18 protein-coding genes and 1 other RNA gene are annotated in these 21,576 nt (G+C 66.4%); 11 read left to right on the forward strand and 8 right to left on the reverse strand.

The annotated features are described in order from the left end of the window. Window positions 1-11: 11 nt before the first annotated feature. Window positions 12-1,655 carry an FAD-dependent monooxygenase gene (locus AB3K92_RS27350; RefSeq protein WP_219706751.1) on the forward strand — a complete coding sequence of 548 codons (1,644 nt, stop codon included), beginning with the start codon at window positions 12-14 and terminating at the stop codon, window positions 1,653-1,655. 8 nt (window positions 1,656-1,663) lie between these two features. Here AB3K92_RS27350 and AB3K92_RS27355 read toward each other — a convergent pair whose 3' ends face one another. From AB3K92_RS27355 to AB3K92_RS27370, 4 genes are read right to left on the reverse strand one after another with little or no spacing between them, the layout of a single operon-like run. Continuing rightward, the gene (locus AB3K92_RS27355) at window positions 1,664-1,915 is read right to left on the reverse strand and encodes a formate dehydrogenase subunit delta (protein ID WP_021157475.1); all 252 of its coding nucleotides are present in this window, start codon (window positions 1,913-1,915) and stop codon (window positions 1,664-1,666) included. Window positions 1,916-1,922: 7 nt separating this feature from the next. Continuing rightward, on the reverse strand, window positions 1,923-4,874 hold the full coding sequence (gene fdhF, locus AB3K92_RS27360) for a formate dehydrogenase subunit alpha (protein WP_369466200.1): 2,952 nt from the start codon (window positions 4,872-4,874) through the stop codon (window positions 1,923-1,925). Window positions 4,875-4,891: 17 nt separating this feature from the next. Beyond that, window positions 4,892-6,469: an NADH-quinone oxidoreductase subunit NuoF gene (locus AB3K92_RS27365; RefSeq protein WP_059590198.1), complete on the reverse strand. Its 1,578-nt coding sequence runs from the start codon at window positions 6,467-6,469 to the stop codon at window positions 4,892-4,894. Then, window positions 6,466-6,966, reverse strand: a complete 501-nt coding sequence (locus AB3K92_RS27370; protein ID WP_369466201.1) for an NAD(P)H-dependent oxidoreductase subunit E — start codon at window positions 6,964-6,966, stop codon at window positions 6,466-6,468. Before AB3K92_RS27370 ends, AB3K92_RS27365 begins: the two co-directional genes overlap by 4 nt. A gap of 131 nt (window positions 6,967-7,097) precedes the next feature. On the opposite strand from AB3K92_RS27370, the gene AB3K92_RS27375 reads away from it, so the two are divergent. The 3 genes from AB3K92_RS27375 (at window position 7,098) to AB3K92_RS27385 (ending at window position 9,312) form a co-directional block, all read left to right on the forward strand. Beyond that, window positions 7,098-8,204: a substrate-binding domain-containing protein gene (locus AB3K92_RS27375; protein WP_021157471.1), complete on the forward strand. Its 1,107-nt coding sequence runs from the start codon at window positions 7,098-7,100 to the stop codon at window positions 8,202-8,204. A 101-nt stretch (window positions 8,205-8,305) separates the two neighbouring features. Continuing rightward, complete coding sequence (locus AB3K92_RS27380; protein ID WP_042973441.1) at window positions 8,306-8,575, forward strand: hypothetical protein; 270 nt, start codon at window positions 8,306-8,308, stop codon at window positions 8,573-8,575. A 377-nt stretch (window positions 8,576-8,952) separates the two neighbouring features. Beyond that, window positions 8,953-9,312 (forward strand): DUF4148 domain-containing protein, encoded by a 360-nt coding sequence (locus AB3K92_RS27385; protein ID WP_369466203.1) that lies wholly within the window; start codon window positions 8,953-8,955, stop codon window positions 9,310-9,312. Window positions 9,313-9,581: 269 nt separating this feature from the next. Here AB3K92_RS27385 and ssrA read toward each other — a convergent pair. From ssrA to ompA, 4 genes are all read right to left on the reverse strand, one after another. Further along, window positions 9,582-9,951: a transfer-messenger RNA gene (gene ssrA / locus AB3K92_RS27390) on the reverse strand. Window positions 9,952-9,968: 17 nt separating this feature from the next. After that, a complete protein-coding gene (gene gph, locus AB3K92_RS27395) occupies window positions 9,969-10,685 on the reverse strand; it encodes a phosphoglycolate phosphatase (protein WP_048024353.1) in 717 nt (238 codons plus the stop codon). A gap of 13 nt (window positions 10,686-10,698) precedes the next feature. After that, window positions 10,699-11,397: a bifunctional 2-polyprenyl-6-hydroxyphenol methylase/3-demethylubiquinol 3-O-methyltransferase UbiG gene (gene ubiG, locus AB3K92_RS27400; RefSeq protein WP_021157466.1), complete on the reverse strand. Its 699-nt coding sequence runs from the start codon at window positions 11,395-11,397 to the stop codon at window positions 10,699-10,701. 154 nt (window positions 11,398-11,551) lie between these two features. Then, a complete protein-coding gene (gene ompA, locus AB3K92_RS27405; protein WP_021157465.1) occupies window positions 11,552-12,220 on the reverse strand; it encodes an outer membrane protein OmpA in 669 nt (222 codons plus the stop codon). A 527-nt stretch (window positions 12,221-12,747) separates the two neighbouring features. Between ompA and gyrA the strand changes: the two genes are divergently transcribed. The 7 genes from gyrA to cmk all read left to right on the forward strand — a co-directional run bounded on the left by gyrA (window position 12,748) and on the right by cmk (window position 21,520). Continuing rightward, window positions 12,748-15,351, forward strand: coding sequence for a DNA gyrase subunit A (gene gyrA, locus AB3K92_RS27410; protein WP_042973437.1), 2,604 nt, complete (start codon window positions 12,748-12,750; stop codon window positions 15,349-15,351). Between the two features lie 83 nt (window positions 15,352-15,434). Then, window positions 15,435-16,034 carry a DUF2059 domain-containing protein gene (locus AB3K92_RS27415; protein WP_021157463.1) on the forward strand — a complete coding sequence of 200 codons (600 nt, stop codon included), beginning with the start codon at window positions 15,435-15,437 and terminating at the stop codon, window positions 16,032-16,034. A 155-nt stretch (window positions 16,035-16,189) separates the two neighbouring features. Then, on the forward strand, window positions 16,190-17,272 hold the full coding sequence (gene serC, locus AB3K92_RS27420; protein ID WP_059856563.1) for a 3-phosphoserine/phosphohydroxythreonine transaminase: 1,083 nt from the start codon (window positions 16,190-16,192) through the stop codon (window positions 17,270-17,272). 33 nt (window positions 17,273-17,305) lie between these two features. Then, a complete protein-coding gene (gene pheA / locus AB3K92_RS27425) occupies window positions 17,306-18,388 on the forward strand; it encodes a prephenate dehydratase (protein WP_048024358.1) in 1,083 nt (360 codons plus the stop codon). Between the two features lie 186 nt (window positions 18,389-18,574). Then, entirely contained in the window at window positions 18,575-19,501 is a 927-nt protein-coding gene (locus tag AB3K92_RS27430) for a prephenate dehydrogenase/arogenate dehydrogenase family protein (RefSeq protein ID WP_059678012.1), read from the forward strand. Window positions 19,502-19,514: 13 nt separating this feature from the next. Further along, the gene (gene aroA, locus AB3K92_RS27435) at window positions 19,515-20,819 is read left to right on the forward strand and encodes a 3-phosphoshikimate 1-carboxyvinyltransferase (RefSeq protein WP_048024362.1); all 1,305 of its coding nucleotides are present in this window, start codon (window positions 19,515-19,517) and stop codon (window positions 20,817-20,819) included. Between the two features lie 14 nt (window positions 20,820-20,833). Beyond that, complete coding sequence (cmk, locus tag AB3K92_RS27440; RefSeq protein WP_006476573.1) at window positions 20,834-21,520, forward strand: (d)CMP kinase; 687 nt, start codon at window positions 20,834-20,836, stop codon at window positions 21,518-21,520. The last annotated feature ends 56 nt before the right edge of the window (window positions 21,521-21,576 follow it).

Raw genomic sequence — 21,576 nt, forward strand, 5'->3', positions numbered from 1 at the left:
TCGAGGTTCTCATGGCTGACACACTGCCCGATATCCGGCCCGTGCTGATCGTCGGCGCGGGGCCGACCGGCCTTGCCGCGGCGATGAGCCTCGCGCGGGCCCGCGTGCCGGTGCGCATCATCGATCGGCTAAGCGCGCCCGCGCCGCATTCGCGCGCGATCGGCATCCAGGCGCGCACGCTCGAACTGCTGGAGCAGCATCGCGCGGTCGAACCGTTTCTCGCGCTCGGCCATCGTGCGCATGCGGCCGCGCTCCATGCCGACGGCCGCGTGATCGCGCGGCTCGATTTCGATCCGCTGCACACGCGCTATCCGTACCTGCTGTTTCTCGACCAGACGGTCACCGAGCGCCTGCTCGCCGAGCATCTGGCCCGGCTCGGCGTGACGGTCGAGCGCGGCGCGACGCTGACCGCATGCGATGCGGGCGGCGCGTCGCTCGACGTGTCGATCCGCCGCGCCGACGGTCGCGACGAATCGTTCGCGCCGTCGTACCTGATCGCCGCCGACGGCGCGCACAGCACGGTCAGGCATCTGCTCGGCCTGGGCTTCACCGGGCAGGCGTTCGAGCAGACGTTCCTGCTCGCCGATTTCGCGGCGATACCCGACTGGCCGGACGAAGAGATCCACCTGTTCGCGACGCCCGAAGGCATGGCCGGCCTGTTTCCGATGGGCGGCGGCCGTTACCGGCTCGTGGCCGACCGGCCGCCCGGCAGCGACGCGTCGTCCGATGCGCCGGTCCCGTCGCTCGCGGAATGCGACGCGATCGTGCGTGCCCGTGCCGGTGTGTCGATCTCGCCGAGCGATCTCGTGTGGTCGTCCTATTTTCATCTGCACAGCCGGATGGTCGACCGGCTGCGTCACGGCCGCGTGTTCTTCGCGGGCGACGCCGCGCACGTCCACAGTCCGGCCGGCGCGCAGGGCATGAACACCGGCATCCAGGAAGCGTTCAATCTTGGCTGGAAGCTCACGCGCGTGCTCGGCGCGGGCACACCCGAGCGGCTTCTCGACACGTATCACGCGGAACGTCATCCGATCGAGCGCGACGTGTTGCGGCAGACCGGTTTCGTCACGCAGGTCGTCGAAGCCGAGCGCGGCGCGATGAAGCTGCTGCGCGATCATGTCGTGCCGCTGCTGGCGTCGTTCGGGCCGATGCGCGACGCCGTGCGGCGTACGGTCAGCGAGCTCGGCGTGCAGTACCGGAAGAGCCCGCTCACGCTGGAGCGCGTGCTAGACGGCGGGCCGCGCGCAGGTGAGCGGGCACCCGATGCGTTCGTGCGCGTGGTCGACGGGCCGCTCGGTCAGGCGCCCGGCACGGCGCGGCTATACGACCTGCACGATCCCGCGAGTTTCACGTTGCTGCTGCTGGAAGAGCCGCCGGATGCCGACGCCGGCGCGTTGCCGCCGATACCGGCCGATGCGCAGGTGCTCGCGCAGGGGCTCGAACGGATCATGCCGGACGCGGTGCGCGTCTGGCGCGTCACCGATGCCGAAGGCGGGGATGCCGGGCTTGCGCAGGAATACGGCCGCTCGCGGCCGTCGTTTTACCTGCTCCGGCCCGACGGTTACGTGGCCGCGCGCGGGCGCACGGCGACCGACGCGAATGCGTTGCTGCGCCACTGCGAAAGCTGGTTCGCGGGCATGTCGCGGCCCGCGTAGCGGGGCGGTCAGGCCTTTGCCGCGGCAGGCACGAGGGACGCGCGGTGTACGGCGATCGCGTCGCGCACGATCGGCGCCGCGCGTTGCGCGGCCTCGCTTGACGGATCGTCGAGCGCCGCGAGCAGCGCGCGGCGCATCCGCGGCTCCCAGAAGCGCCGGATATGGTCGGCGATGCCGGCCAGCGCTTCGTCGCGATCCGGCATCGATTCGAAGAATGCGCCGATCTGGTTGGCCATGTCGATCAGGTGTCCGTTGTCCATCGCTTCCTCACTTGCCCGTGGTCACGCCGGCGGTCGCGGCCGCACGGCGCTCGAGCAGATCGAGCTGCTCCGCGTTGAAGCGCGCGTAGGCCTGCTGCCAGTCGGACGGCTGCGCGACGGGCAAGACCTGGACGGCCGTCACCTTGTACTCGGGGCAGTTCGTCGCCCAGTCCGAGCTGTCCGTCGTGATCACGTTCGCACCCGATTCGGGGAAGTGGAACGTCGTATAGACGACACCCGGCTGCATGCGTTCGGTCACGAGCGCGCGCAGCACCGTCTGCCCCGCACGCGACTCGATGCCGACCCAGTCGCCGCTGCGGATTCCGCGATCCTGCGCGTCGTGCGGATGGATCTCGAGGCGGTCCTCCTCGTGCCAGCGGACGTTCTCGGTGCGGCGCGTCTGCGCGCCGACGTTGTATTGCGACAGGATGCGACCTGTCGTCAGGATCAGCGGATAACGCTGCGTGACCTTCTCCGGCGACGCGATGAACTGCGTGATCACGAACTTGCCCTTGCCGCGCACGAATGCGTCGATGTGCATCGTCGGCGTGCCTTCCGGTGCGTGCTCGTTGCACGGCCACTGGATGCTGCCGAGCGCGTCGAGCTTCGCGTACGACACGCCCGAGAACGTCGGCGTGAGTCGCGCGATCTCGTCCATGATTTCCGACGGATGCGCATAGTCCATCTCGTAGCCGAGCGAGCGCGACAGCATCAGCGTGACTTCCCAGTCCGCGTAGCCTGCGAGCGGCGGCATCACCTTGCGCACGCGCGAGATGCGGCGTTCCGCGTTCGTGAACGTGCCGTCCTTCTCGAGGAACGACGAGCCGGGCAGCAGCACGTGTGCGTACTTCGCGGTCTCGTTCAGGAAGATGTCCTGCACGACGATGCATTCCATGGCCGACAGTGCGGCCGCGACGTGCTGCGTATTCGGGTCCGACTGGACGATGTCCTCGCCCTGGCAGTAGAGCCCCTTGAAGCTGCCGTCGAGCGCCGCGTCGAACATGTTCGGGATGCGCAGCCCCGGTTCGGGTTGCAGCGTGGCCGACCACGCCTGTTCGAACTGCGTGCGCACGATCGTGTCGCTGATGTGCCGGTAGCCGGGCAGCTCGTGCGGGAACGAGCCCATGTCGCACGAGCCCTGCACGTTGTTCTGGCCGCGCAGCGGATTGACGCCGACGCCTTCGCGGCCGACGTTGCCGGTCGCCATCGCGAGGTTCGCGATGCCCATCACCGTCGTCGAGCCCTGCGCGTGCTCGGTCACGCCCAGCCCGTAGTAGATCGCGGCATTGCCGCCCGTCGCATAGAGGCGCGCGGCTTCACGGACCTGTTCCGCCGGCACGCCCGTCACGTCGGCGGTCGCCTCGGGCGAATTGTCGGCACGCGATACGAATTCGCGCCACTGCTCGAATGCGCGTGTCTCGCAGCGCTCGGCGACGAACGCGTCGGCGACGAGCCCCTCGGTGACGATCACGTGCGCGAGTGCGTTGACGATCGCGACGTTGGTGCCGGGGCGCAGCTGCAGATGGTGGGTGGCCTTCACGTGCGGGCCGTCGACGACGTCGATGCGGCGCGGGTCGATCACGATCAGCTTCGCACCCTCGCGTACGCGCCGCTTCAGCCGCGAGCCGAACACCGGGTGCCCGTCGGTCGGGTTCGCGCCCATCACGACGATCACGTCGGCCTGGCCGACCGACGCGAACGTCTGCGTGCCGGCCGATTCGCCGAGCGTCGTCTTGAGGCCGTAGCCCGTCGGCGAGTGGCACACGCGTGCGCAGGTGTCGACGTTATTGTTGCCGAATGCGGCGCGCACCAGTTTCTGCACGAGGTAGGTTTCCTCGTTCGTGCAGCGCGACGACGTGATGCCGCCGATCGAGTCGCGGCCGTACTTCTGCTGCAGCTTGCGGAATTGCGTTGCCGCGTAGGTGAGCGCTTCGTCCCAGCTGACTTCGCGCCACGGGTCGGTGATCTTCTCGCGGATCATCGGCTTCGTGATGCGGTCCTTGTGCGTCGCGTAGCCCCACGCGAAGCGTCCCTTCACGCACGCATGGCCTTCGTTCGCGAGGCCGTTCTTGTGCGGCGTCATGCGCACGACCTGCGTGCCCTTCATCTCGGCCTTGAACGAGCAGCCGACGCCGCAGTACGCGCAGGTCGTGACGACGGAGTGTTCCGCCTGCCCGAGTTGCACGACCGATTTTTCCTGCAGCGTGGCGGTCGGGCAGGCGGCGACGCATGCGCCGCACGATACGCATTCCGACGCCATGAACGATTCGCTTTCGCCCGCGGCGACGCGCGATTCGAAGCCGCGTGCGGCGATCGTCAGCGCGAACGTGCCTTGCGTTTCCTCGCAGGCGCGCACGCAGCGGTTGCAGACGATGCACTTCGACGGGTCGTACGTGAAGTACGGGTTCGACTCGTCCTTGCGGTCTTTCAGGTGATTCGCGCCGTCGAAGCCGTAGCGCACCTCGCGCAGCCCGACGACGCCCGCCATGTCCTGCAACTCGCAGTCGCCGTTGGCGGGGCAGGTGAGGCAGTCGAGCGGATGGTCGGAGATGTACAGCTCCATCACGTTGCGACGCAGCGACTGCAGCCGGTCCGACTGCGTGCGCACCTTCATGCCCGCTTCGGCAGGCGTCGTGCACGAGGCGGGATAACCGCGCCGGCCTTCGATCTCGACGAGGCACAGCCGGCACGAGCCGAACGGTTCGAGCGAATCGGTCGCGCAGAGCTTCGGGACGTTGACGCCGGCTTCGATCGCCGCGCGCATCACCGACGTGCCGGCCGGCACGGTGACCGGCTGGCCGTCGATTTCGAGCGTGACGTCGGTATCGGCATGCCGTTGCGGCGTGCCGTAGTCGGTATCGTCGAACGGGTCGCGGGCACGCGCTTGCGCGGCGCTCTTGCACGCGCATTGGCCCGAGCCGCAGCCGCCTTGGCGGACGTTGTTCGTGTCGAGGGACATGCAGGGCTCCTTCTGGGTCAGGCCGCAGCCTTGACCGGACCCGACGCGGCATCCTTGCCGGCGGCGAGCCCGAAATCTTCGGGGAAATGGTCGAGCGCGGACAGCACCGGATAGGGTGTCATGCCGCCCATTGCGCACAGCGAACCGGCCAGCATCGTGTCGCACAGGTCGCGCAGCAGCGTGACCTGCCGCTCCGACGTGTCGCCGTGGCGGATGCGCGCGATCGTCTCGACGCCACGTGTCGAACCGATCCGGCACGGCGTGCACTTGCCGCACGACTCGATCGCGCAGAACTTCATCGCGTATTCGGCCAGCTCGGCGAGGTTCGACGTATCGTCGTGGAGCACGATGCCGCCGTGCCCGACGACCGCGCCGATCGCCGTGTACGCTTCGTAGTCGAGCGGCACGTCCCACTGATGGTCGGGCAGGTAGGTGCCGAGCGGGCCGCCGACCTGGGCGGCGCGCGCGGGCCGGCCGCTTGCCGTGCCGCCGCCGAAGTCGAACAGCAGCTCGCGCAGCGTGACGCCGAACGCGAGCTCGACGAGGCCGCCGTGGCGGATGTTGCCCGCGAGCTGGAACGGCAGCGTGCCGCGTGAGCGGCCCATCCCGTAGTCGCGGTAGAACGCGGCGCCGCGCGCGAAGATCACGGGCGCCGTCGCGAGCGTGATCACGTTGTTGATGACGGTCGGCTGGCCGTACAGGCCCGCGAGCGCGGGCAGCGGCGGTTTCGCCCGCACGACGCCGCGCTTGCCTTCGAGCGATTCGAGCAGCGCCGTTTCCTCGCCGCACACGTACGAGCCCGCGCCTTTCGCGACGTGCAGCTCGAACGCATGCGCGGAGCCGAGCACGTGCTCGCCGAGCCAGCCGGCTTCGCGTGCACGGACGATCGCGGCTTCGAGCGTGGCGATTGCATGCGGGTATTCGCTGCGCACGTAGATGTAACCGACCGTCGCGCCGGTCGCGACGCCCGCGATGATCATCCCCTCGATCAGGCAATACGGGTCGCACTCCATGATCAGGCGGTCGGAGAAGGTGCCCGAATCCCCTTCGTCTGCATTGCAGACGATGTATTTCTGCGTGGCGCTGGCTTGCCGGACCGTGCGCCATTTGATGCCGGCCGGGAACGCGGCACCGCCGCGGCCGCGCAGCCCCGATTCGATCAGCGTTTCGCACGCGGCGTCGCCATCGAGCGCGAGCGCGTTCTTCAGGCCGGCGAGGCCCTCGTATTGCAGGTAGTCGTCGATCGACAGCGGATCGGTCAGGCCGATGCGTGCGAACGTGAGGCGTTGCTGGCGCGCGAGATAGGGCAATGCGTCGACGAGGCCGACACCGCTCGGATGCGTGCCGCCGTCGAGCCAGTTTGCGTCGAACAGGGCCGGCACGTCGGCGGCCGACAGGTTTGCATACCCGACGCGGCCGGCGGCCGTGCCGACCTCGACGAGCGGCTCGAGCCACAGCAGCCCGCGCGAACCGTTGCGGACCAGCTCGACGGCGACGCCGCGCCGTTGTGCTTCCGCCGTGATGGCGGCAGCGAGCGCGTCGGCGCCGAGTGCCAGTGCGGACGAGTCGCGCGGAACGTAGATGCGGGTCGTCATGCGGCCTCCGGGGTATGGGCGACCGCCTCGGCAAGCAGCGCGTCGAATTTCTCCGGCGTGACCTTTGCGTGCAGCACGCCGTTGACCGTCAGCGACGGCGATTGCGCACACAGTCCGAGGCAGTACACCGATTCGAGCGCGACGTCACCGGTCGCATGCGCGTTCGCGACATCGCCGTGCGCCTTGTCGAACCGGCAACCCGTGCGGGCTTCCGCATGCGCGGCCAGCGCTTCGCAGCCCATGCTGCGGCACGCTTCGGCACGGCACATCTGGATCGTCACGCGGGCGGGCGGTGCGGTGCGGAAGTGGTGGTAGTAAGTCAGTACGCCGTGCACTTCCGCGCGCGACAGATTGAGCGCCCTGGCGAGCGGTGCGACGCAGCCCGGCGGCACGTAGCCTGCGTCGTCCTGGATCGCGTGCAGGATCGCAACGAGCGACCGGCCGGCGCGCGCATGACGCTCGACGAGCGCGTCGGGCGCTTGGGAATTCGGGGACATCGGTTGTGCTCCTCCAAAGTCTCATATGCGCTCGGGATTCATATAGTGCGCACTGCGACTTCGTTCTGATTGATTTTAACCAACGATAAGCGGAAGATTTGGCGGTCGCAATAGGAAATCGGAGTGCATAATTGATTCGGATCGAATGCGACGCGTATCTGACCGTACGCGACACGGAAGGCCGTGCGGCCAGCCTGTCGGATGTCGCGCCGTTGCTGGAACTCGTGGCCGACACGGGCAGCATCGCGCAGGCCGCGCACGCGAAAGGGCTGTCCTACCGGCACGCGTGGGGCATGCTGCGCGCGCTGGAGGCGTGCATCGGCGGGGAACTGATCGAAACCGCGCGCGGCAAGGGCTCGACGCTGTCGGCGCTCGGGCAGGCAGTCGTCGATGCGCAGCGCCTCGCGCGTAGCCGGCTCGACGGTAACCTGCGGACGCTGGCGGCCGAAGTGGCGAGCGACCTGAACCGGCGGCTCGCGCAGCGCGACGGTGCCGTGCGCATTCACGCGTCGCATGGCTACGCGGTCGCGACGCTCGTATCCGCGCTCGTCGACGCGCAGGCGGCTGTCGACATCAAGTATCGCGAGAGCGTCGAGGCCGTGCAGGCGCTTGCCCGCGGCGAGTGCGACCTGGCGGGCTTCCATCTGCCGCGCGGTGCGTTTCGTGCGCAGTGCGCGCAAATCTACCGACCGTGGCTCGACGATACGCGTCATGTGCTGATCCACCTGACTCGGCGCCAGCAGGGGCTGTTCGTCCCGCGCGGCAACCCGAAGCAGGTTCGCGGTCTCGCGGATCTCGCGCGCAATGACATCCGCTTCGTCAACCGCCAGCCGGGGTCGGGCACGCGCATGCTGCTGGACCTCGCGCTGCGCGCGATCGGCATTGATCCCGAGCGCATCGACGGCTACGCATCGGCCGAGCTCACACATTCGGCGATCGCGGCGTTCGTCGCGAGCGGGATGGCTGATCTCGGCTTCGGCGTCGAGCCTGCGGCCCATCATTTCGGGCTCGATTTCATCCCGGTCGTCGACGAAGACTATTATTTCGCGTGCGAACGCGCGCGGCTCGACGCGCGGCCGCTTGCCGGCGTACTGGCGCTGCTGCGCGACGCGCGCTTCGTCGAGCGCGTCGCGCATCTCGACGGCTACGACCCGGCTGCGTGCGGAACGTTGACGAGCATCGCGACGGGGCTGGCCGGCGGCGACGGCGCGAGTGTGCCGGGCGGCAATTCGCGGTAACGCGCGCGCGATCGAACCGCGCTGCAGCAGCGGGGGATTTGCGCTACGCTTGCCGCTTGACCAACGTTCCAACAAGCACGCCGTTCAAGCGTCATCCCGCCATGAAATTTTCCGTTCCCCTCGCCGCGGCAGCGTTGACCGCGGGGCTGCTGGTCGCTGTTTCGCCGTTTGCGCTCGCGCAGAATTCCCCTGGTGTGCCTGGCGGTATCCTGAGCGAACAGTTTCGCCTGAACGAGCACCCGCAGATGCCGTTCGCAGCGTCGACGCCGTCGCAGAAATACCAGAGCGGCAAGAAGTCGGCCTTGCGCCGCAAGGGCGACCTGGGCGATCCGAACGGCTGCAACCTGAAGTGTCCGATGGATAGCCAGTAACCGGGCGGACGGGCGCGTCCGCAAGGGTCATGCGGCGCCGGTTCGCTTGACGGGCGTTTCGTCCGCGTACTGGCCTGGCCGGTTGACCGGCGACTGCCTGAATCTCGTGCGATTCCGGTTCTGTCCGAGCCCCGCGAAGCGTTGCCGCTTCGCGGGGCTTTTGCTTTCCGGCGAATCTTCATGCGATTCGATGTCGGGCGATGCCTGCATGTGCGCATCGTCGGCCTGGCAGGTGATCTAGGGTTAACCCGTAAATCAGGAAGGATGTCTTCCAGAAAGCTGCCTTATTCTTAAGCATCCGCCTACATAAACTTCGGGTTGTCAGCGATGAACAAGGTGTTCACCGCGAACACAGACAAATCTGGAGGTAGGTCATCATGAAGTCGCTCGTTCAAGCTGTTGTCGTCGCCGCTGCTCTCGTTGCCCCGGTCGTGTCGTTTGCCCAGTCGGGTTCGACGATCACCCGCGCGCAGGTTCGCGCCGAACTGGTCCAGCTGCAGCAGGCAGGTTACAACTCGGCTCGCGGCGAAGATCCGCATTATCCGGAAGCGATCCAGGCCGCAACGGCGCGTGTTGCAGAGCAACAGCGCAGCGCGCTGGCGCAAGCGCAAGCGCAAGGCGCCGACGCCAGCGGTTACGGTGCACAGGCGCAAGGTGCGTCGGCATCGGGTTCGCGTGCAATGGGCGTGCGCCCGGCCACCGCTGAAGAAATGAAGTCGCTGTATCGCGGCAGCTAAGCCGCACATCGCCCGGTGTGCGTGAGTGCTGGTGCGACGACGCGTCCGGCACTGCGGCACCCGGGTCGGCCGCCGCCTGGCGCGATCGATGATCGTGCGGGCGCGGCAGGACATCCGTCACCTCCTGTCGCCGGAATACCGGTGGCATTCCGCCCGGCCCGCCCGTGGCTGGGCGCTTTTTCGGAAGGGGAAGGGTGCATGCGTTTCGCCGGCAACAAAAAACCCCGCAGACTTGCGTCATGCGGGGTTCGTGCGACGAGCGCGGAATTTGGTGGAGGCGGCGGGAATCGAACCCGCGTCCAGAAGCGCTCCACGACTAGTTCTACATGTTTAGTTCAGTCATTTGATTTAACCGCAGCGACGCGGACGAACACGCTGCACTACGGCGATTCGCTAGGTTTTCGACCCTGGCGTCGCGACGCCGACAGGGCTTAACTGACGTAAATGACCTCTGGCGGTATTGCTACCGGTCTTGCGACACTAGCCCGTCAGTGAACTAGGCAGAGGACGGCGGCCGTTAGGCTGCCAGTGCGAACGTATCGTCGTTTGCAGTTACGATTTTCCCATTGATTAACGAGGTGACGGGTCCTCGACATGCCCTAGCCGCTTCACAACCCCTGTCGAAACCAGGTCGCCCCCGCGGATAAGATCGACCATTATAGCCCAACATCGCGCAGCAGTTCGCGCAGTTGCTGTGTCGTGTCGACGAGATGCTGCGCTTGCCAGTCGGCCGGTGCGGCGCCGTCGCCGCAGTAGCCGTACGCGGCCGCGATCGTCGCCATGCCGGCGGCGCTGCCGGCCTGAATGTCGCGCAGATCGTCGCCGACGTAGACGATGCGTGCGGGCGCGAGCGTCAACTGGTCGGCCGCATGCAGCAGCGGGGCCGGATGCGGCTTCGGGTGCGGCGTTGTGTCGCCCCCGACGACGCAGGCCGCGCGTGGCGCGAGACCGAGCAACTCGACGAGCGGCGCCGTGAGCCGCATCGCCTTGTTCGTGACGATCCCCCAGCGCACGCCGCGCGCATCGAGTTCGTCGAGCACGTCGCCGATGCCGGGGAACAGCGTCGTATGCACACACAGATCCGTCGCGTAGTTGGCCAGGAACTCGTCGCGCATCGCTTCGTATCCGGGTGTGTGCGGATCGATGCCGAACGCGCCGCCGAGCAGGCCTCGCGCGCCAGCCGAGGCCAGCGGACGCAGCACGTCGAGCGGTGTTTCGGGCAGGTCGCGCACGCGTTGCATCTTGTTGACGGCCGCCGCGAGATCGGGGGCCGTGTCGGCGAGCGTGCCGTCCAGGTCGAACAGCACGGCATCGCAGTGCAGCAGGCGCGGTTCGTCGAGTGCAGCCCGCGCGGTCGAGAGGGGAGTCGTCATGCAGGGTGGAGGGTCATGCGCCGCGGCGGCACGCGACGAGGTAGTTGATGTCGGTGTCGTTCGACAGCGCGAAGCGCTTGCCGATCGGGTGATACGTGATGCCCTTGATCTCCACGATGTGCAGATCCGTCGCACGCACGAAGCCGGCCAGTTCCGACGGGCGGATGAAGCGCGCGTAGTCGTGCGTGCCCTTCGGCAGCATTTGCGCGATGTACTCCGCGCCGATCACGGCGAACAGGTAGGCCTTCAGGTTGCGGTTCAGCGTCGAGAAGAACACCCAGCCACCCGGCTTCACGAGCGTCGCGCACGCGGCGACGACATCGCCGGGAGACGGCACGTGCTCGAGCATCTCCATGCACGTGACGACATCGTAGGTGCCCGGTTCACGCGCGGCGATCGCTTCCGCGGCGATGGCTTCGTAGTCGACCGAGATGCCGCTTTCGAGGCTGTGCAGGTCGGCGACGCCGAGCGCTTCGGTCGACAGGTCGATACCTTTCACCTGTGCGCCGAGTCCGGCCATCGACTCGGACAGGATGCCGCCGCCGCAGCCGACGTCGAGTGCACGCTTGCCGGCGAGGTGCGCATGCGCATCGATCCAGCCGAGGCGGACCGGGTTCAGGTCGTGCAGCGGCTTGAATTCGGCGTTCGGATCCCACCACCGATGGGCGAGGTCGCTGAATTTCTGGAGTTCGTGTGGATCGGCGTTGGTCATGTCGGCAAACGGGCTACGAGAGGAGGGCGGTACTGCGATTCGTCAGCCCCGAGTATATAAGAAGCGGACGAGCGGCGAAGCGGCAGGCGCCTGGACGGGCGTCAAAGAAAAAGCCCCGCCGGGGCGGGGCTTTGAAGCAGTCGAAAACCGCGGCTTAGTTTGCCGGAACGGTCGTCTTCTGGACTTCTTGCGTACCAACCACTTCGACTTCCACGCGGCGATCCGGTGCGAGGCAGGCGATGAGTTGCTTGCGGTTCTTCTGGTTGCAGCCCGTCGTGACCGGGTTGCGCTTGCCCTTGCCTTCCGTGTAGATCTTGTTGGCCGGCACACCCTTGCTGACCAGGTACGACTTCACGGCTTGCGCACGGCGCAGCGACAGACGGTCGTTGTACTTGTCCGAACCGATGCGGTCCGTGTAGCCCGTTGCGACGACCACTTCCGTGTTCATGCCTTCGATCTTCGAAGCCAGTTCGTCCAGCTTTTGCTTGCCCAGCGGCTTGAGCGTTGCCTTGTCGAAGTCGAACAGTGCGTCAGCTTGATACGTGATCTTCTGGCTCGAGATAGCCGGAGCGACCGGAGCGACCGGCGGCTGCGGTGCCTGGGCGACCAGTGCGCCATCGCACTTCGCGTTGGCGGTGGCCGGCGTCCAGAACGCATCGCGCCAGCAGAGCTCGTTCGTGCCGTTCATCCACACCCATTCGCCCGTGCCGTTCACCCAGTTGTCATTGACGGCTTGACGCGACGCCGGCACCGACTGTGCCGAAGCGGATGCAGCCATAACTGCGGTAGCTGCAATGAACGCGAGCTTTGAAAGTTTATTCATATTTCTCCTCTCGAAATTGAGATTACCGCAGGTTTACTGCGAGCCTGTTGACGGTGACAAGTCATACATTGCTCGAAGTATAACATTGGTGCGGCACAAAAAACGCGGCACCGCTCTGTGTAGACTTCGAGCAGCGTCTAACTTTCAGTGCGTTGGCATTTTGCCATATCGTTCCCTTCCTACGAAAAAAAATCCTCCCCACCCTAAGATCGCTTCAACTTTGTGGTGCATGCGCAACACCGGCCTGCCGCAACTTTCAGAGATTGTCAAGAGTGTGTCGGCGAAATTGCGCGAATGTGCGTGGTTGTTTACTCGTGCGCGTGAAACAAGTGTGAAGGGATCGCCTGCGGCGTCGAGTCGCGCGCGATTTCGGTCGAATCGACGTGGCCGCGATTTTCGCTATTTATATATAGAGGGGGCGGCGAATTGGCGGCTGATGGGCGCATGTTAGAATCTCGCGTTGCGTTGCGCATGCAGCGCCCACGCGAAAGGCGTTCGCCGTCTTCGCTCCGAAACGATACGGATACATGGATCAATTCGCCAAAGAGACCCTGCCCACCTCCCTAGAGGAGGAAATGCGCCGTTCGTATCTCGATTACGCGATGAGCGTGATCGTCGGACGTGCCCTCCCGGATGTCCGCGATGGCCTCAAGCCCGTGCACCGGCGCGTGTTGTTCGCGATGCACGAACTGAACAACGACTGGAACCGCGCGTACAAGAAATCGGCGCGTATCGTCGGTGACGTGATCGGTAAATACCACCCTCACGGCGATACCGCGGTGTACGACACGATCGTGCGGATGGCGCAGGATTTCTCGCTGCGCTACATGCTGATCGACGGGCAGGGCAACTTCGGCTCGATCGACGGCGACAATGCCGCGGCGATGCGTTACACCGAAATTCGCATGGCGAAGATCGGTCACGAGCTGCTCGCCGACATCGACAAGGAAACGGTCGATTTCGAGCCGAACTACGACGGCAACGAAATGCAGCCGTCGGTCCTGCCGTCGCGCATTCCGAACCTGCTGATCAACGGCTCGTCGGGCATCGCGGTCGGCATGGCGACCAACATCCCGCCGCACAACCTGAACGAAGTCGTCGACGCGTGCCAGCACCTGCTCGGCAACCCGGAAGCGACGATCGACGAGCTGATCGAGATCATCCCGGCGCCGGACTTCCCGACGGCCGGCATCATCTACGGCGTCGCCGGCGTGCGCGACGGCTACCGCACCGGGCGCGGCCGCGTCGTGATGCGCGCGGCCACGCACTTCGAGGAGATCGACCGCGGCCAGCGGATGGCGATCATCGTCGACGAGCTGCCGTACCAGGTGAACAAGCGCTCGCTGCTCGAGCGGATCGCCGAGCTCGTCAACGAGAAGAAGCTCGAAGGCATCTCCGACATCCGCGACGAGTCCGACAAGAGCGGCATGCGCGTCGTGATCGAGCTCAAGCGCGGTGAAGTGCCGGAAGTGGTGCTGAACAACCTGTACAAGGCGACGCAGCTCCAGGATACGTTCGGCATGAACATGGTCGCGCTGGTCGACGGCCAGCCGAAGCTGCTGAACCTGAAGGAAATCCTGCAGTGCTTCCTGTCGCACCGACGCGAAGTGCTGACGCGCCGCACGATCTACGAACTGCGCAAGGCCCGTGAACGTGGCCATGTGCTCGAAGGTCTCGCGGTCGCGCTCGCCAACATCGACGAATTCATCGCGATCATCAAGGCAGCGCCGACGCCGCCGATCGCGAAAGCGGAGTTGATGGCGAAGCCGTGGGATTCGTCGCTCGTGCGCGAGATGCTCACGCGCGCCGAGAGCGAGAACGCGGCGGCCGGCGGCCGTTCCGCGTACCGCCCGGAAGGCCTGAACCCGGCGTTCGGCATGCAGAGCGACGGGCTGTACCGCCTGTCCGACACGCAGGCCCAGGAAATCCTGCAGATGCGCCTGCAGCGCCTGACCGGCCTCGAGCAGGACAAGATCATCGGCGAGTACCGCGAAGTGATGGCGCAGATCGCCGACCTGCTGGACATCCTCGCACGCCCCGAGCGGATCACGACGATGATCGGCGAGGAGCTGACCTCGGTGAAGGCCGAATTCGGCGATGCGCGCCGCTCGAAGATCGAGCTGAACGCGACCGAGCTGAACACCGAGGATCTGATCACGCCGCAGGACATGGTCGTCACGATGTCGCACGCGGGTTACGTGAAGTCGCAGCCGCTGTCCGAGTACCGCGCGCAGAAGCGCGGCGGCCGCGGCAAGCAGGCGACGCAGATGAAGGAAGACGACTGGATCGAGACGCTGTTCATCGCGAACACGCACGACTACATCCTGTGCTTCTCGAACCGCGGCCGCGTGTACTGGGTCAAGGTCTACGAAGTGCCGCAGGGCTCGCGCAACTCGCGTGGCCGCCCGATCGTCAACATGTTCCCGCTGCAGGAAGGCGAGAAGATCAACGTCGTGCTGCCGGTCAAGGAGTTCTCGGCCGACAAGTTCATCTTCATGGCGACGTCGCTCGGCACCGTGAAGAAGACGCCGCTCGAGGCATTCAGCCGTCCGATGAAGAAGGGCATCATCGCGGTCGGCCTCGACGAGGGCGACTTCCTGATCGGCGCGTCGATCACCGACGGTGCGCACGACGTGATGCTGTTCTCCGATTCCGGCAAGGCCGTGCGCTTCGACGAGAACGACGTGCGTCCGATGGGGCGCGAGGCGCGGGGTGTGCGCGGCATGCAGCTCGAGGACGGGCAGCAGGTCATCGCGATGCTGGTCGCGGGCAGCGAGGAGCAGACCGTGCTCACCGCGACCGAGAACGGCTACGGCAAGCGCACGCCGATCACCGAGTACACGCGTCACGGCCGCGGCACGAAGGGTATGATCGCGATCCAGACGTCGGAGCGTAACGGCAAGGTCGTGGCCGCGACGCTCGTCGACGCCGAGGATCAGATCATGCTGATCACGACGGCCGGCGTGTTGATTCGCACCCGTGTCTCGGAGATTCGCGAGATGGGGCGTGCCACGCAAGGTGTTACACTCATCAGTCTCGATGAGGGTACCAAGCTCTCCGGCCTGCAGCAGATCGCGGAGGCCGAGGAGGGCGATGGCGAGGCCGACGAGGCGTCGGACGGCGAAGCCTGAAGAACGGATGAGACTCTGGCCGCCGCGGGCGTGAAGCGCCGCGGCTGGCGAGCAACCATTCATATTTCCAAAAGGGAGTGATGATGCAAAAGCAATTCAAGCAACTGGTCCTGCTGGCTGCACTGGTGCCGACGTTCGCGATGGCGCAAGCGCTGTCGAATTCCGCACCGGCGCCTGCCGCGGCAGCTGCGCCGATCGACGCCGACAAGAAGGCTGCGATCAAGGATCTGCTCGACGCGATCGACGCGCCGAAGCTCGTGTCGGCAATCGGCAACAGCGCCGAAATGCAGGCCAAGCAACTCGTGCCGGCAATCCTGTCGGACGCGCTGTCGGAAAACAAGACGCTGAACGACAAGCAGAAGCAGGCTGCCGTTCCGACGCTGCAAAAGAACGCGGTGCCGAAGCTGGTCGACGGCGCAGGCAAGGTGTTCGGTACGCAACAGTTCCAGAACGACGCGATGTCGGCTCAGTACGACGCCTACGCGAAGTACTACAGCACGTCGGAGATCAAGGATCTGACGACGTTCTACAAGAGCCCGACGGGCCGCAAGTTCATCCAGGTTCAGGATCAGGTCGGTCGCGACGTGGTCAACGGCCTGATGCAGAAGTACATGCCGCAAGCGATCCAGGCAACGCGTACGCAGGCTGACAAGGAAGTCGCAGCAGTCAAGCCGGGCAAGTAAAGCCGTCCGGGCACGCTACCGGCCGTTCGGCCGGGTTTGGCGGGAGCCTGACGACAGTGCGATAATGGCCGTTTGCGCGCGAGCGCAAGCGGCCATTTCTTTTCTGGCGCGTTCTGCCGGCGGCGAGCCGGTCGCGTCCCTCCGAGGTTTTCACGATGCGCGTCTTTAATTTCTCCGCCGGCCCTGCGGCGATGCCCGAGGAAGTGCTGCGGCAAGCCGCCGACGAAATGCTCGACTGGCACGGCAGCGGTATGAGCGTGATGGAGATGAGCCATCGCGGCAAGGAGTTCATGTCGATCCACGAGGCCGCGCTGACCGACCTGCGCGACCTGCTCGGCGTGCCGGCAAGCCACCGGATCCTGTTCCTGCAGGGCGGCGGTATCGCCGAAAACGCGATCGTGCCGATGAACCTGCTCGGCTCGCGCAAGACGGCCGACTTCGTCGTGACGGGCTCGTGGTCGCAGAAATCGTTCAGCGAAGCGAAGAAATACGGCACGCCGCATCTCGCCGCAACCGGCAAGACGGAAGACGGCTTCACGCGTGCGCCCGCGCGCGCCGAATGGCAGCTGTCGGACGATCCGGCCTACGTGCATCTGTGCACCAACGAAACGATCGACGGCGTCGAGACGTTCGAGATTCCCGATCTCGGCGACGTGCCGCTGGTCGCGGATGTCTCGTCGCACATCCTGTCGCGTCCGATGGACGTCGCGAAGTACGGTGTACTGTTCGGCGGTGCGCAGAAGAACATCGGGATGGCCGGTGTGACGCTCGTGATCGTGCGCGAGGACCTGCTCGACCGCTCGCTGTCGATCTGCCCGTCCGCGTTCGAATGGAAGACCATTGCCGCGAACAACTCGCTGTACAACACGCCGCCCACCTACGCGATCTACGTCGCGGGTCTGGTATTCCAGTGGCTGAAGCGGCAGGGCGGTCTCGAAGCGATCGAGGCCCGCAATATCGAAAAGGCGAAGCTGCTCTACGACACGATCGATGCGAGCAGTTTCTATCTGAACAAGGTCGAGCCGGCAGCACGTTCGCGAATGAACGTGCCGTTTTTCCTGGCCGACGAAACGCGCAACGAAGACTTCCTTGCCGGCGCAAAGGCGCGCGGGCTGCTGCAGCTGAAGGGCCACAAGTCCGTCGGTGGCATGCGGGCGTCGATCTACAACGCGGTGCCGCTCGAGGGCGTGAAAGCGCTCGTCGAGTACATGAAGGACTTCGAGCAGCGCGGCGCCTGACGGCGGCGCTGTTCAAACAGCACGGCAAAACGCATGGACGACGAACTGAATTCCCGCCTGAAACCGCTGCGCGATCGCATCGACGCGATCGATGCGCAGCTGATCGCGCTCCTGAACCAGCGCGCCGCGGTGGCGCTGGAGGTGGGCGAGGTCAAGAAGCATTTCAACGCGCCGGTGTTCCGGCCGGAGCGCGAACTGCAGGTGATCGCGCGGCTGCAGGACATGAGCGCGGGGCCGCTCGCGAGCGAGCACATCAGCGCCATCTGGCGCGAGATCATGGCCGCGAGCCGTGCGCTCGAGCAGACGATCCACGTCGCGTTCCTCGGGCCGGTCGGCACGTACAGCGAGCAGGCGATGCTCGAGTATTTCGGCCAGTCGATCGAAGGGCTGCCGTGCCCGTCGATCGACGAAGTATTCCGCTCGGTCGAGGCCGGGGCTGCCGCATACGGCATCGCGCCGGTCGAGAATTCGACCGAAGGCGCCGTGTCGCGCACGCTCGACCTGCTGCTGCAGACGCAACTGCTGATCAGCGGTGAGCTCGCGCTGCCGATCCATCACAACCTGCTGACGCAGGGCGGCACGCTGGACGGCGTGAAGCGCGTCTGCGCGCATGCGCAGGCGCTTGCGCAATGCCAGCAGTGGCTCGCGGCGAATGCGCCGCAGCTCGAGCGGCAGGCCGTGGCGAGCAATGCGGAGGCCGCGCGTCTCGCGGCGGCCGATCCGACCGTCGCGGCGATCGCGGGCGACCGTGCGGCCGCGCACTACGGATTGCAGATCGCGTTCTCGCTGATCCAGGACGATCCGCACAACCGCACGCGCTTCGTCATCGTCGGCAAGCAGCCGGCCGGGCAAAGCGGTCACGACCAGACGTCGCTGATCGTGTCGGTGAAGAACGAACCGGGCGCCGTGTTCAAGCTGCTCGAGCCGCTCGCGCGGCACGGCGTGTCGATGACGCGCTTCGAGTCGCGCCCGGCGCGCGTCGGCACGTGGGAGTACTACTTCTACATCGATATCGAAGGGCACCGGGACGATGCGGCGGTAGCGGCCGCGCTCGCGGAACTCGGCCAGAAGGCCGCGTTCCTGAAGATACTCGGTTCGTATCCGCGCGCACGCTGAAACGCGGCGGCCCGTCGCCTGCCCGGGCAGGCGTTGCGGCGAGGCGGGCAGGGCAGGCCGGTCGGCGCTGCCGAAGGCGGGTTCGGCCCGCGTCCGGCGCAGGTTGCGCCGGGTGCGGGCCCGTTGCCCGGAATCTGGAATTCCGCATGCGGGGCGTCGTTCCGCGCGCGTAACTTGGCTCTTGTCGTGTCAGGCTTTGCATTCAACAAACTGGTCATTTTCGGCGTCGGCCTGATCGGCGGATCGCTGGCCCGCGCGCTGCGCGAACGCGCGCCGGGCGGTGCGGGCGAGGTCGTCGGCGTGGGCCGTTCGCGTGCGTCGGTCGAGCGCGCGCTCGCGCTCGGCGTGATCGATCGCGCGGCGGCGCTCGACGATGACGCGCAATTGCGCGACGCGCTGGCCGGCGCCGATCTCGTGCTGCTGGCGGCACCCGTTGCGCAAACGGGCCCGTTGCTCAAGCGCATCGCGCCGTGGCTTGAAGAGGCGACGATCGTCACCGATGCCGGCAGCACCAAGTCCGATGTCGTCGCAGCCGCGCGCGACGCGCTCGGCGCACGCATCGCGCAGTTCGTGCCCGGGCATCCGATTGCCGGTCGCGAGTCGAGCGGCGTCGAGGCCGCGTTGCCGGATCTGTACGTCGGCCGCAACGTGGTGCTGTGCCCGCTGCCGGAGAATGCGCCCAAATCCGTCGCGCGGATCGACGCGATGTGGCGCGCGACCGGCGCCGACGTGCGCACGATGAGCACGGAGCAGCACGATCGCGTGTTTGCGTCGATCAGCCATTTGCCGCACGTGCTGTCGTTCGCGCTCGTCGAGCAGATCCTCGGCGAGGCCGACGCGGAACTCAAATTCTCGTACGCGGCGGGCGGTTTCCGCGATTTCACGCGCATCGCGGCGTCGAGTCCGGAGATGTGGCGCGACGTGTGCGTCGCGAATCGCGCGGCGCTGCTCGACGAGCTCGACGGCTATACGCGCGTGCTCACGCGGCTGCGCGCGGCGATCGACGCCGGCGACGGCGCGGCGCTCGAAGCCGTGTTCACGCGTTCGCGCGCCGCGCGCAAGGCATGGCAGGAGCGCGGCGGCGCGCCCGCTGCCGAACCGGTCAAGAAATAACAGGACGATTCCCATGGACTATCTCGATCTCGGCCCGTACTCCAGCGCATCGGGCACCGTGCGCCTGCCCGGCTCGAAGAGCATTTCGAACCGCGTGCTGCTGCTCGCGGCGCTGGCCGAAGGCGAAACGACGATCACCAACCTGCTCGATTCCGACGACACGCGCGTGATGCTCGACGCACTCGGCAAGCTCGGCGTGAAGCTCGCGCGCGACGGCGACACCTGTGTCGTCACGGGCACGCGCGGCGCATTCACCGCGAAGACGGCCGACCTGTTCCTCGGCAACGCGGGCACGGCCGTGCGGCCGCTGACCGCCGCGCTCGCGGTGAACGGCGGCGACTATCGCGTGCACGGCGTGCCGCGCATGCACGAGCGACCGATCGGCGATCTCGTCGACGGCCTGCGCCAGATCGGCGCGCAGATCGACTACGAGCTGAACGAAGGTTTCCCGCCGCTGCGGATCAAGCCTGCGACGATCTCGGTCGATGCGCCGATCCGCGTGCGCGGCGACGTGTCGAGCCAGTTCCTCACGGCGCTCCTGATGACGCTGCCGCTCGTGAAGGCGAAGGACGGCCGGATCGTCGTCGAGATCGACGGCGAGCTGATCTCGAAGCCGTACATCGACATCACGATCCGGCTGATGGAGCGCTTCGGCGTGACCGTCGAACGCGACGGCTGGCAGCGCTTCGTCGTGCCGGCCGGGGTTCGCTACAAATCGCCGGGGCAGATCATGGTCGAGGGCGACGCATCGTCGGCGTCGTATTTCCTCGCGGCCGGCGCGCTCGGCGGCGGGCCGCTGCGTGTCGAGGGCGTGGGGCGCGCGAGCATCCAGGGCGACGTCGGTTTCGCGAACGCGCTGATGCAGATGGGCGCGAACGTGACGATGGGCGACGACTGGATCGAAGTGCGCGGCATCGGCCACGACCACGGCAAGCTCGAGCCGATCGACATGGACTTCAACCTGATTCCCGATGCGGCGATGACGATCGCGGTCGCGGCGCTGTTCGCCGACGGCCCGAGCACGTTGCGCAACATCGCAAGCTGGCGCGTGAAGGAAACCGACCGCATCGCGGCGATGGCGACCGAACTGCGCAAGGTCGGCGCGATCGTCGAGGAAGGTCCTGACTATCTCGTCGTCACGCCGCCGGAAAAGCTCACGCCGAACGCGGCGATCGATACGTACGACGATCACCGGATGGCGATGTGTTTCTCGCTCGTCAGCCTAGGCGGTGTGCCCGTGCGGATCAACGATCCGAAGTGCGTCGGCAAGACGTTCCCCGACTATTTCGACCGCTTCGCCGCGCTCGCCAAAGCCTGACCCGACTGTTTCCGATGAAATCGACCCGACCCTTTCACCCGACTCCCGTCATCACGATCGACGGTCCCACTGCATCCGGCAAGGGCACCGTCGCCGCGCTCGTCGCCGCGCATCTTGGCTTCCACCTGCTCGACAGCGGCGCGCTGTACCGCCTCGCCGCGCTCGCGAGCGTGCGCTACGGCATCGCGGCAGAGGACATCGACGCGCTGGTGAAGCTGATCGACGATCTCCACATCACGTTCCGGGAGGGCTGCGCGCAGCTCGACGGCGTCGATGTGTCGAACGACATCCGTGCCGAAGCGGTCGGCAACCGCGCATCGGCGATTGCCGTGCATGGGCCGGTGCGCACCGCGCTCGTCGCGCGTCAGCGCGCGTTCCGCAAGACGCCGGGCCTCGTTGCAGACGGGCGCGACATGGGCACCGTGATCTTCCCGGACGCCGTGTTGAAGGTGTTCCTGACGGCCAGCGCCGAGGCGCGCGCGACCAGACGGCATAAGCAATTGATGCAAAAAGGTTTTTCTGCTAATATAGATGACTTGCTCCGGGATCTTCGTGAACGTGATGCGCGCGACAGCAATCGCGCGGCCGCGCCGCTGAAGCCTGCGGCAGATGCCAAGCTGCTCGATACGTCGGCGCTTTCGGTCGATGAAGCGGTCGACCAGGTGCTGCAGTGGTACCGGGCGCTCGGCCAGCCCGCCTGAGAAGGCGGGTAGCAGTAGGTGTTCCGCGTCGCAAGCGCGGAGCGTGTTTCGAACCC

It is taken from the genome of Burkholderia sp. Bmkn7 (genome assembly GCF_041103175.1).
Lineage (GTDB): Bacteria > Pseudomonadota > Gammaproteobacteria > Burkholderiales > Burkholderiaceae > Burkholderia > Burkholderia cepacia.